This is a genomic window from Ruegeria sp. AL1 (genome assembly GCF_056540905.1).
The window spans coordinates 48,129-62,175 of the sequence record NZ_JBQFXP010000004.1 but is presented as its reverse complement, the minus strand read 5'-3'; the positions used below and the strand labels follow the sequence as shown (position 1 = coordinate 62,175).

General features: G+C 60.1%; 14 protein-coding genes and 1 tRNA gene. 9 read left to right on the top strand and 6 right to left on the bottom strand.

The features are described from left to right. Nucleotide 1 precedes the first annotated feature (1 nt). Complete coding sequence (locus ACRZ9X_RS07615) at nucleotides 2-760, top strand: Phenylacetic acid catabolic protein (protein ID WP_480517427.1); 759 nt, start codon at nucleotides 2-4, stop codon at nucleotides 758-760. Between the two features lie 18 nt (nucleotides 761-778). Here ACRZ9X_RS07615 and ACRZ9X_RS07610 read toward each other — a convergent pair whose 3' ends face one another. The 5 genes from ACRZ9X_RS07610 to paaG form a co-directional block, all read right to left on the bottom strand. After that, entirely contained in the window at nucleotides 779-994 is a 216-nt protein-coding gene (locus ACRZ9X_RS07610) for a hypothetical protein (protein ID WP_480517425.1), read from the bottom strand. Nucleotides 995-1,065: 71 nt separating this feature from the next. Then, entirely contained in the window at nucleotides 1,066-1,662 is a 597-nt protein-coding gene (locus ACRZ9X_RS07605; RefSeq protein WP_480517423.1) for a TetR/AcrR family transcriptional regulator, read from the bottom strand. A gap of 20 nt (nucleotides 1,663-1,682) precedes the next feature. After that, the gene (gene paaK, locus ACRZ9X_RS07600) at nucleotides 1,683-2,990 is read right to left on the bottom strand and encodes a phenylacetate--CoA ligase PaaK (protein WP_480517421.1); all 1,308 of its coding nucleotides are present in this window, start codon (nucleotides 2,988-2,990) and stop codon (nucleotides 1,683-1,685) included. A 15-nt stretch (nucleotides 2,991-3,005) separates the two neighbouring features. Continuing rightward, the gene (gene paaI, locus ACRZ9X_RS07595; protein ID WP_480517419.1) at nucleotides 3,006-3,434 is read right to left on the bottom strand and encodes a hydroxyphenylacetyl-CoA thioesterase PaaI; all 429 of its coding nucleotides are present in this window, start codon (nucleotides 3,432-3,434) and stop codon (nucleotides 3,006-3,008) included. A gap of 1 nt (nucleotide 3,435) precedes the next feature. Next, nucleotides 3,436-4,221, bottom strand: a complete 786-nt coding sequence (gene paaG, locus ACRZ9X_RS07590) for a 2-(1,2-epoxy-1,2-dihydrophenyl)acetyl-CoA isomerase PaaG (RefSeq protein WP_480517417.1) — start codon at nucleotides 4,219-4,221, stop codon at nucleotides 3,436-3,438. Between the two features lie 179 nt (nucleotides 4,222-4,400). Here paaG and ACRZ9X_RS07585 point away from each other — a divergent pair, with 179 nt between their 5' ends. The 8 genes from ACRZ9X_RS07585 (at nucleotide 4,401) to ACRZ9X_RS07550 (ending at nucleotide 12,919) form a co-directional block, all read left to right on the top strand. After that, a complete protein-coding gene (locus ACRZ9X_RS07585; protein WP_480517415.1) occupies nucleotides 4,401-5,420 on the top strand; it encodes a TRAP transporter substrate-binding protein in 1,020 nt (339 codons plus the stop codon). 53 nt (nucleotides 5,421-5,473) lie between these two features. Next, nucleotides 5,474-5,980, top strand: coding sequence for a TRAP transporter small permease (locus tag ACRZ9X_RS07580; protein WP_480517413.1), 507 nt, complete (start codon nucleotides 5,474-5,476; stop codon nucleotides 5,978-5,980). Beyond that, complete coding sequence (locus ACRZ9X_RS07575; RefSeq protein WP_480517411.1) at nucleotides 5,977-7,329, top strand: TRAP transporter large permease; 1,353 nt, start codon at nucleotides 5,977-5,979, stop codon at nucleotides 7,327-7,329. Before ACRZ9X_RS07580 ends, ACRZ9X_RS07575 begins: the two co-directional genes overlap by 4 nt. 26 nt (nucleotides 7,330-7,355) lie before the next feature. After that, the gene (gene paaZ, locus ACRZ9X_RS07570; protein ID WP_480517409.1) at nucleotides 7,356-9,380 is read left to right on the top strand and encodes a phenylacetic acid degradation bifunctional protein PaaZ; all 2,025 of its coding nucleotides are present in this window, start codon (nucleotides 7,356-7,358) and stop codon (nucleotides 9,378-9,380) included. 47 nt (nucleotides 9,381-9,427) lie between these two features. Then, nucleotides 9,428-10,231: a PaaX family transcriptional regulator C-terminal domain-containing protein gene (locus ACRZ9X_RS07565; RefSeq protein ID WP_480517407.1), complete on the top strand. Its 804-nt coding sequence runs from the start codon at nucleotides 9,428-9,430 to the stop codon at nucleotides 10,229-10,231. Between the two features lie 85 nt (nucleotides 10,232-10,316). After that, nucleotides 10,317-11,792 (top strand): flavin-containing monooxygenase, encoded by a 1,476-nt coding sequence (locus ACRZ9X_RS07560; RefSeq protein WP_480517405.1) that lies wholly within the window; start codon nucleotides 10,317-10,319, stop codon nucleotides 11,790-11,792. After that, nucleotides 11,789-12,757, top strand: a complete 969-nt coding sequence (locus ACRZ9X_RS07555; RefSeq protein ID WP_480517403.1) for an alpha/beta fold hydrolase — start codon at nucleotides 11,789-11,791, stop codon at nucleotides 12,755-12,757. Before ACRZ9X_RS07560 ends, ACRZ9X_RS07555 begins: the two co-directional genes overlap by 4 nt. An 85-nt stretch (nucleotides 12,758-12,842) precedes the next feature. Further along, nucleotides 12,843-12,919: transfer RNA gene (locus tag ACRZ9X_RS07550), tRNA-Met, on the top strand. A 613-nt stretch (nucleotides 12,920-13,532) separates the two neighbouring features. On the opposite strand, the gene ACRZ9X_RS07545 is transcribed toward ACRZ9X_RS07550, so the two are convergent. After that, nucleotides 13,533-14,045 (bottom strand): hypothetical protein, encoded by a 513-nt coding sequence (locus ACRZ9X_RS07545; RefSeq protein ID WP_480517401.1) that lies wholly within the window; start codon nucleotides 14,043-14,045, stop codon nucleotides 13,533-13,535. Nucleotides 14,046-14,047: the final 2 nt, after the last annotated feature.

Genomic DNA, 14,047 nt, shown 5'->3' with positions numbered 1-14,047 from the left:
GATGGCCGAAGACATGACACTCGAAAGCTATCTGGCGGCGGGCGGTGTTCTGACCAACCCCACCAACGTACCGCCGCGCTATCGTGCCGAGCTTATGAAACTGATGGCCACTTTCGTCGACAGCGAGTTGGCAGGTGCGGCCGGATTTGCTGATGTCATCAATCAGGGGCCCGGCATCAAGGAACGGATTGCGGCGGCGAAAATCGTGCTTGAGAAAACCGACAATGCCGACCGTGTCCTGAAGATCATGGGCGAGTTTGGCGCGGACACGCAGCGATACGCCACCCATCATCCCTGGACCGCGCGCCTTGATCGGGACGCCGACATTGGCACAACCCGCAGTGAACACGATATGCGTCTGGCCGTCTTCAACTATCCCATCGACGGTTGGGCCGACGCTGTGATCATGAACTTGCTCATGAGCCGGGCCGTGGCCGAACAACTGGCCGAGTTTTCGACAATTTCATACCAGCCCCTTGCCGAGGCGTTCCGCGCCATCGCCCCGATCGAGGCGCATCACGGCGTACTGGCCCTTGAAGGTGCCACCAAACTGGCTGAGCAAGGCCTGACAGCCCAGATGCAGGCATCGGTGGATTATTGGTGGCCTCGCGTGGCGGCCAGTTTTGGCACGGCCACGACCGACAAGCTTGAGACCTTGCGAAATATGGGGCTGCGCCGCCTGACCGGTGCCGAATTGAAATCCCGCTGGATCGTCGAGGCAACCCGCATCGTTGACCAGTTGGGGTTGAAAGCGCCATGAACTGCCAAACGCAGGCGCTCAGCCCGGGCGCTTGCGGCTGATCAATCCGTATTTCAATGCAAAAGACCGCAGGGACCGGCGGCGGGATTGCTTGCGCGGCACTCCCTGTTTGGCCTGTGCGCCGCCCTTTCGGTTGAATTCGTACACATCGATGACCTTTTCGGCGCAACCGCAGGCCTCGCCCAATCCAACCTTGGCGAAATAGAATTTGTCGAAACGGTCCGGGCGGCGCATGGCAGTCCTCCTGCCGTCATTGAACCAGAACACGCCGCAAAACCCAAATCACGACCTTGCGGGCGGGAGGTTTACAGCCCGCTGAGCCCGTTCAGCGTCAGATCGCTGACCAACGCTGCATAATCGGCACGCGCGACCTCATCCGCGCCCGTATTCCACATGTAGAACCAGTTCAGCATCCCGAAAACCGACATGGTGGCGGCGCGCAGTTTGGCTGCATCGTCGCTGAACGTATCTGGCGCAACACGCGCGATGATGTCGCTGACAAAAACCACCAGATCCCGTTGATATCCGCGCAACAATTTCTGCTGATCCTCGGGCAGGGCGGACATGCCGCTGGTCTGCACGCGGTGTTCGTCATCGACGCCCTGATAGGCCAGCAGAATTTCCCGCACCACACGCCTGAGGCGATCTGCCGGATCGAGCCCCTGAAGGTCTAGCCTACAAATCTGATCGCGCAGCTGCCGCAAATAGCTGTCGAGCATGTCGAACAGGATCGCGTCCTTGCTGTCATAGTAGTGATAGATGTTGGCCTTCGATATCCCGCATTCCCGCGCCAGCTGAGACATCGACGCCCGGTCGAACCCCTCGCGTGCAAAGACGCTGGCGGCAGTTTTCAGAATACGCGCGCGTTTGTCATCGTGATCTTTTGCTATGGTGCGGGCCAATCTGGTGCTCTCCGGCTTGCTCAGACGTTACGGTTGTCGACGACACGTCGGGCCTTGCCCTGACTGCGCTCGACCTCGCCGGGTTCGCCGACATCTATCTCGGTCGAGATGCCAACGACATCTTTGATCCGGCGCGACAACATTCGCGCGGCGGCGGTTTTGCTCAATTCATCCGCCGCGTCCGGTGCAGCCTCGACATGCACGCGCATCGCATCCATCCGGCCTGCCCGGTACAGCTCGATCTGGTAGTACGGCGCAAGGCCCCCAGTGGCCAGAACCTGTTCTTCGATCTGGCTGGGAAAGACGTTCACGCCTCGCAGGATGATCATGTCGTCCGAACGGCCTGTGATCTTCTCCATCCGCCGCATCGACCGCGCGGTGCCCGGCAGCAGCCGCGTCAGGTCGCGGGTTCGATAGCGGATCATCGGCAACCCTTCTTTGGTCAATGTGGTAAAGACCAGCTCGCCCATCTCACCATCGGGTAAAACCTCGCCTGTCTCGGGGTTGATGATCTCAGGGTAAAAATGATCTTCCCAGATCACGGGACCATCTTTGGTTTCGACACATTCATTGGCCACACCCGGACCCATGATCTCGGACAGGCCGTAGATATCCACCGCGTGCATATCGAACGCCTGCTCGACTTCGGACCGCATCGAATCGGTCCACGGCTCGGCCCCGAACACACCCACGGCCAGAGACGACTCGCGCGGGTCGAGGCCGACCTTGTGGTATTGTTCAAGAATGTTGAGCATATAGGACGGCGTCACCATGATCCCGTCCGGTTTGAAATCGGTGATCAGATCAACCTGTTTGGCAGTCTGCCCGCCACTCATCGGCACGACATTCGCGCCCAGACGCTCGATCCCGTAATGCGCGCCCAAACCGCCGGTGAACAGGCCATACCCATAGGCATTGTGTACCATATCACCGCGGCGCAATCCGCTGGCACGCAGGGACCGGGCCACCAGATCGGCCCAATTGTCGATATCGCCCTGTGTATAGCCAACCACCGTAGGCTTTCCCGTGGTCCCGGATGAGGCATGAACGCGAATGATCTGCTCGCGCGGCACGGCAAACAGACCAAAGGGATAATTGTCGCGCAGATCGGTCTTGTAGGTGAAAGGGAAACGCGCCAGATCAGCCAGCGAGTGCAGGTCATCCGGGTGCACCCCGGCCTCATCGAATCGCTGCCGATACATGGGCACATTGTCATAGGCGTGGCGCAGCGACCATTTCAGACGGTCCAGTTGCAGGCTGCGGATCTCGTCAACCGACGCAATCTCGATCGGATCCAGATCCGATTTTTTCGGGCTCAGGTCTTTCATGCCATCGTCCCTCCCTCAGGTTTCTTCAATAACTGTGCCTTTGACCGCGCGGGAAAATCCGCGAAACTCGGCGATCTTTTGGCCATTCTGATTGGTGACGGACACATCGTAAATGCCGCTGCGGCCTGTAAGGCTCACCTCGGCGGCCTGCGCCGTCAACTGGTCCCCCTGACGCCCGGGAGCCACGAAACTGATCACGTCATGATGGGCCACGGTCGACTGATTGCGACTGTTGCAGGCAAACGCAAAGGCGGTGTCAGCCAGCATGAAGATCACACCACCATGACAGATGCCATGCCCGTTGCAGTGATGCGCCTCGACGGTTAGCGACAAGATCGCGGTCCCTTCATCCACCTTTCCCAGTTCCATCCCCGCCCATTTCGAGGCGTTGTCGCGGGCCCACATGGCCGCCGCTGCGTGTTCAGCCAGGTCCTTGGCGGTCATTTCAGCGCCCCTTGAACACAGGCTTGCGTTTTTCCAGAAAGGCGCTGACCCCCTCAGCGTAATCGGCGCTTTCTCCGCAGGTTTTCATCGCGTCGGCTTCAAGGTCCAGATGCTCTGTCAGCGTGTCAACCGCTGCCGCCTGAATGGTTTGTTTGGTCATCGCAAACCCCAGCGTCGGCCCGCCGGCGAATCCTTCGGTCAGCGCGCGGGCTTCGTCCATCAATTCGGCATCGGGCACGGCTTTCCAGATCAGCCCCCAATCGGCGGCCTGACGGGCGGGCAGAGGTTGGCCGGTCAGCGCAAGCCCCTTGGCCCGTGCCTCGCCGATCAGCCTAGGCAGGTGCCAGCTGCCACCCGTGTCCGGGATCAGGCCGACCTTGGCGAAGGACTGGATGAATTTGGCCGAGTCCGCAGCCAGAACGATATCGCAGGCCAATGCAAGGTTCGCCCCAGCCCCCGCCGCAACACCGTTCACAGCGCAGACAACCGGGAATTCCAGAGACCTGATCAGTCGAACAAGCGGCGCATAAAAACTGCGGACGGTCTGCCCCAGATCAGGCGGTCCGTCCATACGCCGGGGGTCCCGATCACCCAAATCCTGACCTGCGCAAAATCCGCGCCCTGCCCCGGTCAGCAGCACCGCACGCGCGCCACCATCACGCGCACCCTCAAGGGCTGTGCGTAGGGCCAGATGCATCTCTTCGGTGAAACTGTTCAGCTTGTCGGGCCGATTCAGTGTGATTTCAACCCACTGACCGCGGTCCCGCGAAAGAATAGTATCGGACATGGCAAGTTCGCTTTGCATTTGTTACAACAAACTTCTTGCATAAACCGAACGGTTGGTCAATAAATTCCCGCAACACCGGCCCGGATTCTGCAATCGACGCACGTGAAGACAGCGTTGATGGTTACAAAACCGGCCATTAGCAAATTAACGATCCGCGCTTTTGAGGAGGAGACCCGGTCATGAAATTCACCAAGCTCACCACCCTGCTGGCCTCGGCAACGCTGGCGGTGTCCGGCACCATCGCCTTTGCTGCCGATTACACCCTGACGATTTCCAGCTGGGCCCCGCCGACCCATGGCATCAACGCAAAGATGTGGCCCAAATTCGTCGAGATGGTCGAAGAGGCGACTGACGGCAAAGTCACCGCAGAACTCAAGCTGGGCATCGCCCCGCCGCCCGCGCAGATGGACCTGATCATGGACGGCGCCGCTGATGCCTCGATCATCTTCCACGGCTATCAGCCGGGTCGCTTTGTCACCACCAAGCTGATCGAACTGCCGGGCTATGAAGGCTCGGCCGAGGAGGCTTCGGTCGCCTATTGGCGCGCCTATGATGCGCACTTGAAAGCTGCAGATGAGCATCGCGGCGTAAAGGTCATCGCGCTGCACACCCACGGCCCCGCGCAGCTGCATTCCAACAGCCCCGTGACCTCGCTGGACGAAGTGTCAGGCCTCAAGGTCCGCATCCCCGGCGGCGTTGGGGGTGACGTGGGCGCCGCGCTTGGCGCGACCGGCATTCAGGTGCCCGCGCCAAAGGTCTATGAAACGCTGGCCTCGAAAGCCGCCGACGGCGTTGTGATGCCGTTCGAATCCCGCAAAGGCTTCAAGCTGACCGAGGTGGCGCAGAACGTCTATGAAATGCCCGGCGGTCTGTACCGTGGCTCCTTCGCCTTCATCATGAACGAAGACACCTTTGCCGATCTGCCCGCTGACCTGCAGGCGGCGCTGGACGAAAACGTGTTCGGTGAACCGCTGAGCCGTGAAATCGGCAAGATCTGGGATGAGATCGACGCTTCCGGCCGTGAGGCGACAGAAGCCACCGATGGCAACGCAATCAATGCCGCCACCGATGCCGATCTTGAGAAGTTCTCGGCGATTGCCCAAGACATTCGCGGCAAGGTCATCTCCGAAGTTGACGCGACGGGCGTTGATGCCCAAGCGGCGTATGACATGATCAAATCGGAAATGTCCTCGAACTGATCCGATTGCAGGGCGGTTTTCTGCCGCCCTGCCCCACCCTGCGTGAGTTTCCCATGACCCCGATAATCCAGCTTGTGCGCCGTGCCAGCGCCCTTCCCGTGATCGTCGCTTGCGTTGCCCTGTTCATCTTGATGGTGATGACCTTTTGCGATGTGATCCTGCGCTCGGTCTTCAACGCACCGATCGAGGCGGCGACCGAGCTGACGCGCATCCTGATGGCCATTCTGGTGTTTTCGGTGCTGCCCATCGTCTCGACCACAAACGGGCATATCGCGGTCGACTTGACAGACGGGTTCTTCAACCGCCTGCACCTGTCGCGCGCCCGCGATGTGGTGATCTATGTGGCCAGCGGCATCATGCTGTTCTGGCCCGTGCAACGCGTCTGGGTTCTGGCCGAACGCGCGCGGGATTATGGGGATGTGACCGAGTATCTCTCGATCCCCACCTACCTGATCGGTTGGTTCATCGCGTTGTCCGTCGCCATCACCGCGCTGGTGATGATCGCCACCGGCCTGCTGAAAGCCTTCGCCCCCAATACCCTGTCGGAGCCCCTGCAATGACCGCTGCGCTGATCGGATTTGCGATTGTCCTGATACTGGTGCTGATGCGCCTGCCCATCGTCTTTGCCATGGGCCTGGTCGGCACGCTGGGTTTTGCGTATGAGCGCGGCGGGTCGATCCTGTCCGAACGGGGTCTCAAGGCCGCCATGTCCATGGTGGGCCGCCAGATCACCGATACCGCGCAGGATTACGGCCTGTCGGTGGTGCCGCTGTTCATCCTCATGGGCCTGTTCGTCAACAAGGGCGGCATGGCGCGCGAGCTTTATGCGGTGTCCAACGCCTTTCTCGGCCATATGCGGGGCGGCATCGCCATGGCAACCGTCGCGGCCTGCGGCGGGTTCTCGGCCATTTGCGGCTCGTCGCTGGCCACGGCGGCCACCATGTCCAAGGTCGCGATGCCGCAGATGCGGCGCTATGGTTATTCCGATGAGTTGTCGACCGCGTCGATTGCGGCGGGCGGCACGCTGGGCATCCTGATCCCGCCATCGGTCATTCTTGTCATCTACGGGCTGCTGACCGAAACCTCGATCGGCAAGCTGTTCATGGCGGGCATCATCCCCGGCATCCTCGGCATTCTGTTCTACCTCTTCGCCGTGCGTTGGACCGTCTGGCGCAACCCCGAGTCCGGCCCCGCCGGAGAACGCGCCACATGGTCCGAACGTATCCGCGCATTGGGCTCGGTCTGGGCCGTGCTACTGCTGTTCTTTCTGGTCATCGGCGGGCTTTACGGAGCCTTTGATTTTGAACCCCTGAACCTTACCTTCTCTCCCACCGAGGCCGCAGGCATGGGCGCTGCCGGGGCTTTTCTGATCGCCCTGTTTCGTGGCGGCCTGACCGTCGGGTCAACCTTCGAAGTGTTGAAAGAAACCTGCTTCACTGCTTCGGCCCTGTTCGCAGTGCTGATCGGTGCGCAGATTTTCTCGAACTTCATCAACCTCGCCGGTTTACCTGAAGCCCTGATCGCGATGGTCACCGCCTATGACGTCGCGCCGTTTGTGGTGATCCTGATGATCCTCGGCATTTACATCATCCTGGGTTGCGTGTTCGAGTCGCTCTCGATGCTGCTGCTAACCGTCCCGATCTTCTTCCCGCTGGTCACATCGCTGGGCTATGATCCGATCTGGTTCGGCATCGTCGTCGTGGTGGTCACCGAAATCTCGCTGATCACGCCGCCCGTTGGGCTGAACGTCTTCATCCTGAAAGGCGTGGTCGGAGACGTTTCGACCGGCACAATCTTTCGCGGCGTCACCCCGTTTTGGGTCGCCGATATCTTTCGCCTCGCGCTGATCGTGCTGGTGCCCATCGTGGTTCTGTACCTGCCGCAGCAAATGGGCGCGTTGGGGCACTAGGCCCCCGCTTAAAACAGGAGAACACCATGTCCCTGCATCAGATTTCCAGCTTTGCCGCCGGCCAATGGATCGCACCCGGCGACGGCGCGCGCACCATCGCGTCGGCCATCACGGGCGCGCCCTTTGCGACCGCCGGAAACGCGGCGCTCGACGTGCGGGCGATGCTGGACTACGCGCGAAATACAGGTGGCCCCGCCCTGCGCAAGCTGACATTCCACGACCGCGCCCGGATGCTGAAAGCTCTGGCGCAGGAGCTATCGGCGCATAAACAGGCGCTCTATGACCTGAGTTTTGAGACCGGGGCAACGCAGAAAGACCACTTGATCGATATCGACGGCGGCATCGGCACGATGTTTGTCTTTGCCTCGAAAGGGCGGCGCGAGATGCCGGATGCGCAGGTCTATCTGGACGGCGACACCGAGCAACTGTCGCGCAACGGTACGTTTCTGGGCCAGCACATCTGCACCCCTCTGCAGGGTGTGGCGGTTCATATCAACGCCTTCAACTTCCCCGTTTGGGGAATGCTGGAAAAGCTGGCCCCGACCCTGCTGGCTGGCGTCCCCGCCATCGTGAAACCTGCCACCAACAGCTGCTATGTCACCGAACTGGCGATGCGGATCATGCTGGACAGCGGCATCCTGCCTGCCGGAGCGCTGCAACTGGTGTCCGGCGGGTTGGGCGACATGCTGGATCATCTGGGCTGTCAGGATGTGGTCAGCTTCACCGGTTCGGCCAGCACCGCGCTCAAGCTGCGGCAGACGCCTGCGATCCTGCAGAACTCGGTCCGGTTCGTGGCAGAACAAGACAGCCTGAACGCCTCGGTTCTTGGCCCGGATGCCGCCCCCGGAACGCCCGAGTTTGACCTGTTCGTCAAAGAGGTCAGCCGCGAGATGACCACCAAGGCAGGCCAGAAATGCACCGCCATCCGCCGGATCATCGCACCCGAAGCGCAGGTCGATGCGGTGATCGCCGCGCTGTCGGACCGGCTGGCAAAGATCACCATCGGCGACCCTCGGGCCGAAACCACGCGCATGGGCGCGCTGGTGTCGAACGGCCAAAAGGCTGACGTGTTGGAAAAGGCCGCCCTGATCGGGCAGGAGGCCGAGCGCGTGTTCGGCAACCCCGATACCTTCGACCTGCAAGGCCCCGAGACCGGAGCCTTCGTGCCCCCGATGCTGTTCCACTGTGCCGATCCTGACAGCGCCCAGCGGGTGCACGATACCGAGGCCTTCGGCCCGGTTTCGACCCTGATGGGCTATCGCGATCTGGATCATGCGGTGGCGCTGGTCAATCGCGGCCAGGGGTCGCTGGTGACCTCGCTGATCACCCATGATACCGATGTTGCCCGCGACGTGGTGCTAGGCGCGGCTGCTTATAATGGGCGGGTCTACATCAACGACCGCGACTCGATGGAGGAATCGACCGGCCATGGCTCGCCGCTGCCGCATATGGTGCATGGCGGACCGGGCCGTGCAGGCGGGGGCGAGGAACTGGGCGGCGTGCGCGGCGTGAAACACTATATGCAGCGCACCGCCATTCAGGGTTCACCCCGGATGCTCAGCAGCATCGGCCCCAAATGGGTGCCCGGAGCGCCCGAGATCAAAGTCCCCGCGCACCCCTTCACCCGCACATTCGGAGAGCTGCAGATCGGCGAGACGCTGCACACCGATCCGCGCACGATCACGCTGGACGATATCGAACATTTCGCCAATTTCACCGGCGATACGTTCTATGCCCATATGGACGAGGACGCAGCGGCGCGAAATCCGTTCTTCCCCGGTCGCGTGGCGCATGGCTACCTGTTGCTCAGCTTTGCGGCGGGCCTGTTCGTGGAACCGAACGAGGGGCCGGTGCTGGCCAATACCGGGCTGGACGGGCTGCGGTTCATGAAACCGGTCGTGGCTGGTGACAGCATCAAGGTCCGCCTGACCGTCCAGCAGAAAACCCCTCGAAACGAGGAATATGGCGAGGTCCGATGGCATGTCACCCTGACCAATCAGGACGACGAACAGGTTGCCGAGTACCAACTGCTGACAATGAACGCGTTCTGAATGTGAATCTGTTTTTCTTATTGGCGTCGGCGGGTTAAACTGGGCGCATGACCAGCCAGGACACGTGGTTCAACACGGCTGTCGCCGAATTGAAGGACCCGCAGGATCAGCGGGTGTGGTCGATTATCGTGTCGCTTTTCGGTGATATGGCGCAAGAACCGGGAGCACAGATATCGGGCGGGGCCCTGACGCGCATTATCGAGCCCATCGGGATCAAACCCGAAGCGATCCGCGTAGCCGTCCATCGACTGCGAAAGGACGGCTGGATTAAAAGTGACCGTATCGGGCGGGAATCACGCCATGTGCTGACCGATTTCGGGCGCAGCCAGTCCGCTGCGGTCACGCCACGCATCTACGCACGTGATCCGGCCCAGACGCTGCACTGGCATATACTGATCGCCGAAGACGGAACGGGGACGAAGGTTCTGGAAGATATCATGCTCAGCCACGACTATACGCCGATTGGGCGCAATGTCGCGCTGGGGGTCGGGCCAGTGCCCGATCAGACCGAAGGCTTGCTGGCGCTCAACATATCACCGCAATCCGCACCGGCCTGGGTGCAGGATCGTCTTTGCCCTTCCGAGCTGCGTGCGGCATGCCAGGCATTGCAGCGCGACGCCGCCCGCACCTTGGCCCTGCGCCCCGACAGATGGGAGGCCACGCCGTTTCAGACTGCAACACTGCGGACCCTTTTGGTGCATCGCTGGCGGCGTGTCGTGCTGCGGCAACCGGATTTGCCGCTGGCCTTTTATCCATCCGATTGGGCGGGACCCGAATGCCGCGAAACCGTCTTTCGTTTGCTGGACTCGCTGCCGCGTCCGTCTCCGGAAATCCTCGGTGCGGTGGCGTGACCCAAAGTCATCCTGTTCAATCTTCAGCACGCACCCATATTCTGAAAGACGCCAAGTCCGATACGCACGAGGGGAGAGGATCATCATGGTGTCCGAAACCGAAATGCTGATTGTCGGCGCGGGCTTCTCGGGCCTGACCATGGCGCTAGAGGCACGCAATCGTGGCCTCAAATCCGTTACGATACTGGAAAAAGCCGGGGATATTGGCGGCACATGGCGCGAGAACACCTATCCGGGCGTGGCCTGCGATGTGCCCTCGCACCTTTATTCCATGGCAAGTCACCCCAACCCGAACTGGAGCCGCGCCTATGCCGGTGGGGCAGAAATTCAGTCCTATCTGCAGCGCGTCGCGCGCGACGAAGGGTTGTATGATCTGTGCCATTTCCATCAAGAACTGAAGTCGGCCAGATGGGATGGCACCCGCTGGCAGGTTGAAACGCAAGACGGCCACAGGTGGTCGGCACGGTTTCTCGTATCCGCCATTGGTGCGCTGCATGTCCCGCACATTCCGAAGATCCCCGGCGCGGACGGGTTTGCCGGTGCCAGTTTCCATTCCGCTGAATGGGACCATCAGGTGCCTTTGGAGGGCAAGCGCATTGCCGTTATCGGCACCGGCGCATCGGCGGTTCAGTTCGTGCCCGAAATCGCCAAATCCGCCGCGCGGGTCACGGTTTTTCAGCGTAGCGCACCTTACGTTCTGCCCCGCCCGGACGGGCCCATTGCGCCCTGGCTGCGCCGTCTTTACCGCGCCCTTCCGCTGCTGGCACGCACGCGGCGGCACTTGATTTATGCGCTGTTCGAATTCCGCCATCGCGTGTTCAGAGGCGAACCCAAAGCCGTCGCCTTTGCCCTGAAGATGTGGCAACAATCGCTGGAGCGCGCGATCCGGGACCCGAACCTCAGGAAGCACCTGACACCGGATTACACAATCGGCTGCAAGCGCATCCTCAGCTCGAACGACTGGTACCCGACGCTGGCACGCGACAATGTCGATCTGGTTCCGCACGGTGTCGCCTCGATCCGGGGCAATACGATTATCGCGTCCGATGGCACGGAAACCGAGGCGGACATACTGGTCTGGGGCACCGGATTTCATGTGACCGACGTGGTCGAGCGCCTGGATATCAGCGGCACGGATGGTCTGACTCTTAAACAAGCCTGGGCGGATGGAATGACCGCGCATCTTGGAACTGCGATTGTGGGGTTCCCGAACTTCTTCATCCTGCTGGGTCCGCATACCGGACTGGGGCATAACTCGGTCGTTCTGATGATTGAGGCGCAGGTGGACCATGTCGGGCGCGTTCTGTCCGGGATGCAGGACCAAGGCTTGAAAACAATCACTCCCTCACCCGAAAAGCAAACCGCCTTCACCGCCGAGATGAAGGACCGGCACGCCGACAGCGTGTGGCAAATGGGCGGCTGCACCTCGTGGTATCAGGATGCACAAGGACGCAACACCACGTTATGGCCCGGTACGGTAACAGAATTCAGAAAACGCATGGCCGGTTCGGGTCTGGAACAATACGAGCCCGCAGCGCCGAGACAGGGAGACACAGTATGATTTTTCTGACAATCCTGGCTCTGCTTGCGGCATTTCTATTGGGGATGCACCTCTGGACGCGAAGTCTGACCCGGCAAGGTCAGCAGATGGTGCCGCAGCTGGGTCAAATTATGCCCGTGTCCGGCGGGAGCATCCATTATGTGGAAAAGGGAAACCCCGACAACCCCTCCATTGTGATGATCCACGGGTTATCCGGGCAATTGCAGCATTTCACTTATGCGCTGATGGATGTGCTGGCGGATGACTTCCATGTGGTGGCGGTAGATCGCCCCGGATGTGGTTACTCGACCCGTGACCGTGCCGAACTTGCCAACCTGCCGGAACAGGCGAGAATGATTCACGAATGCCTTGACGCCAAAGGTATCAACAACCCGATCCTGGTTGGGCATTCACTGGGAGGAGCCGTGTCGCTGGCCATGGCTCTGGATTTCCCCGGGGACGTTTCGGCGCTCGCCCTGCTGGCCCCCTTGACCCAGAAGATGCCGGGTACACCGCCGGTTTTCAAACCGCTGGAAATTCGGACCGGCTGGCTGCGAAATCTCATCGGACATACGATCGCCGTGCCCATGGCCCGCAAGACCGCACCTTTGGTTCTGAAGGATGTTTTTGCGCCCGAACCCGCGCCCGAGGACTTTCTGGACCGCGCAGGCGGTGCGCTTGGCCTGCGCCCTTCGGCCTTCATCACCGCGTCGCAGGATGTGATTGGCATCGAAGCCAGCCTTGAGGCCCAGACCAATCGCTATCCCGACCTCGATATCCCCGGCGGCATTTTGTTCGGCACCGAAGATCCGATCTTGTCAGCCTCTATACACGGCGAACGCATGACCAAGTTTGGCCTGAGCTACGAGGCATTGGAGGGTCTGGGCCATATGATCCTGATCACGGAACCCAACGCGTGCGCGCGCTTTATCCGCAAGGTCGCGCAAAGCGCTTCGGCAAACCCTGACGCCGCCGCACCCACCTGAAACGCGATCCCGACATTTCCATCCCGCTTAGCGCATTTCCCTCTTGACCCTCTGCAGTACCTCCCTTACATCGCCTCTCACTCATGGCGGAGTAGCTCAGTTGGTTAGAGCAGCGGAATCATAATCCGCGTGTCGGGGGTTCAAGTCCCTCCTCCGCTACCATTGCACCCCTCAACCACATAAATTTAAACCACCTCTCTTGAGGCGGCGTGCCCACGCCCGATGTTATTCCCATCAATTTGTTTTTGATGCTCAGCCGCTCGTTCCTGTGTTGGAGCAGCAGGCAATCTTGCCGTTTGGTTGGATACCCGGTCACTTCCATGAGACAACTTCGTTGCACCCATTGAACGCTGATAATCTCTGATACGGCGGTGGTACAGGTTATGGGATTGCACGAATGGTTGACGAATACGATGCAGCGTCGGAGTGCAGAGAAACCAAAAAACCAACTATTCCAACGCAGAACAATTATCCGGATCAGAAGATATCAGTCTGACCCGCAAGCAGATCCACGAATGTCGGAAAACGCGTGATACAGTCAAGATCGACCCTGTGACAGGACCTGCAACAAAACAACCGGCCCAAACTGGACCGGCTGCGAGTTGGGACATTCAGCTTGGTTCACGACCCCGGTCGCTCACTTCGTCCACATCCAAGCAGTAAGATGTATTTCTACCTACAGGTCACACGGCTTGTGTTTCTGTCGACGATGAGGTTTGGCAACGCGGAGGGGTAAACCAACCTTGCTCTGATCCTTCGCACTTCAATACCAACTTTAAGGACAGGCCTTTGTCCATTGGCATATCTGGCTCGCAACATAAGCGACACCCTGACCTACGACAGAAGTCAGCCCCACAATAAACATGAGCGCCGCCTTTGCGGACACCCCGGCAAAGGCGGCCAAAGCAACAACTGGCGCCGAAGTGACCGTCATGAGCTTGATCCCGACAACCCCGGCGGCGACAATCGCCGCCGCAATCGTGTAGCAGCCGACTTTGCACAACGTGCATTCTATCCCGTTAATTTCCGAGAAACTTGCCTCGCTGGACATCTGTTCGAAAACGTCGCCGAGACCCAACTCTTCAAAGCAAAAGCGGTTAAAGTCTTTGAAGTCCCGTGTCTGCAGCGGAAATCCTGCATCCGCAAAAACCTGTCCTGGGTTGATTGCCAGCTCTGCCAAAAGGTTCTCGTCAGATTCCGCAGCTTCCAGACAGAGACCTATCGTTAGAACTTGTTGAGGCACCCAATCAGAACGTGGCGTGTCACTGAGGTTGGAAAGAATATCCATTT

Bases quoted from the DNA above. Each gene is read 5' to 3' on its own strand.
- paaZ (WP_480517409.1), top strand. From the start codon at position 7,356: ATGTCCCTGCATCAGATTTCCAGCTTTGCCGCCGGCCAATGGATCGCA.
- paaK (WP_480517421.1), bottom strand. From the start codon at position 2,990: ATGAAAGACCTGAGCCCGAAAAAATCGGATCTGGATCCGATCGAGATT.
- ACRZ9X_RS07610 (WP_480517425.1), bottom strand. From the start codon at position 994: ATGCGCCGCCCGGACCGTTTCGACAAATTCTATTTCGCCAAGGTTGGA.
- ACRZ9X_RS07575 (WP_480517411.1), top strand. From the start codon at position 5,977: ATGACCGCTGCGCTGATCGGATTTGCGATTGTCCTGATACTGGTGCTG.
- ACRZ9X_RS07560 (WP_480517405.1), top strand. From the start codon at position 10,317: ATGGTGTCCGAAACCGAAATGCTGATTGTCGGCGCGGGCTTCTCGGGC.
- ACRZ9X_RS07615 (WP_480517427.1), top strand. From the start codon at position 2: ATGGCCGAAGACATGACACTCGAAAGCTATCTGGCGGCGGGCGGTGTT.
- ACRZ9X_RS07565 (WP_480517407.1), top strand. From the start codon at position 9,428: ATGACCAGCCAGGACACGTGGTTCAACACGGCTGTCGCCGAATTGAAG.
- ACRZ9X_RS07580 (WP_480517413.1), top strand. From the start codon at position 5,474: ATGACCCCGATAATCCAGCTTGTGCGCCGTGCCAGCGCCCTTCCCGTG.
- ACRZ9X_RS07555 (WP_480517403.1), top strand. From the start codon at position 11,789: ATGATTTTTCTGACAATCCTGGCTCTGCTTGCGGCATTTCTATTGGGG.
- paaG (WP_480517417.1), bottom strand. From the start codon at position 4,221: ATGTCCGATACTATTCTTTCGCGGGACCGCGGTCAGTGGGTTGAAATC.
- ACRZ9X_RS07585 (WP_480517415.1), top strand. From the start codon at position 4,401: ATGAAATTCACCAAGCTCACCACCCTGCTGGCCTCGGCAACGCTGGCG.
- paaI (WP_480517419.1), bottom strand. From the start codon at position 3,434: ATGACCGCCAAGGACCTGGCTGAACACGCAGCGGCGGCCATGTGGGCC.
- ACRZ9X_RS07545 (WP_480517401.1), bottom strand. From the start codon at position 14,045: ATGGATATTCTTTCCAACCTCAGTGACACGCCACGTTCTGATTGGGTG.